This is a genomic window from Aliikangiella maris, from assembly GCF_040719265.1.
GTDB lineage: Bacteria > Pseudomonadota > Gammaproteobacteria > Enterobacterales > Kangiellaceae > Aliikangiella > Aliikangiella maris.
In genome coordinates, this window is sequence record NZ_JBFDAH010000117.1 from 1 (window position 1) to 1,008 (window position 1,008).

General features: G+C 53.7%; 1 protein-coding gene. It reads right to left on the reverse strand.

Going from position 1 to position 1,008, the window contains the following annotated elements; translation table 11 throughout:
* Nucleotides 1-944, reverse strand: a 944-nt coding sequence (locus ABVT42_RS22415; RefSeq protein ID WP_417281493.1) for a KS-MAT linker domain-containing protein, incomplete at its 3' end; no start/stop codon positions are given.
* Nucleotides 945-1,008: the final 64 nt, after the last annotated feature.

The window sequence follows — 1,008 nt, forward strand, 5'->3', positions numbered from 1 at the left end:
ACCAAACACTCATCCACTAAACCCAGACCATCCCGATTCGCTCTCGATAAGGGCAGTCTCCAATCAACTGATAAAGGCTTCTGTAACAGCGTCTTATCAAATGACTCATGCAACAAGGCCAGTCCCTGTGCCGCAATAGTCTGACGGGCATCAACCTGATAAAGCTCAACCCCAATTTGACCTTCGGCCACCAATCGCAAGCTCACCCCAATACGACACGCCGACGATAAATCAACCGGCTCGCCCCACACCAAATTACGCAACACCAGCGATGACTCACCCACGCCCGCCTGTAACGCCTGATGCATCATCACCAGACTCACCCCAACGCTCAGCCCAGAGCTCGCATAACCCAATCGCTGCAATAACTGACTATCCAGCTCACTCTCATAAATCGTCTCATCCAACCGTGAACAGTTCACCTGCAACAACGGATGTATCACCTGACTCAGCACGCTATCTTGACGTGCGCTATCCTGACTTTCACGCTCACCAGCACGGCCCGTTAACTCACGCGATAAACGCGAGGTGTCAACCCAGTAACGCTCGCGCGCAAACGGATAACCCGGCAGATGTATCACCTCGGGTAACCCCCCATACAACTGCAACCAGTCAATCTGTAATCCCTTAACCCATAATGCCGCCAATGAATGCAATTTACCCTGCGCTATCCAACGACCCACCGCTCCCAGCATATCCTCATCCTGATTTAACAAGGCTATCTCTGATTGACCTGACTGCAAGGTGCCCCGGTAAATCTCTCCGCCAGACTCGCCCCCCAGTACCGCATCAAGTCGCGCTAATAACGCCTCAACACTGCCAACCACCACACTCAAACGCTCATCCAATGCCTCTCGACCAATCTGCAGCGTATAAGCCAGTGACAACAAATCCACCTCACCCGCCGCCATTAACCACTGCCGTAAATCGCTCACCCGCGCCATCAACTGCGCTTGCGTACGCGCCGATAACACCACCAGCACCGGCTCTCCCGACCAACTCACCAAC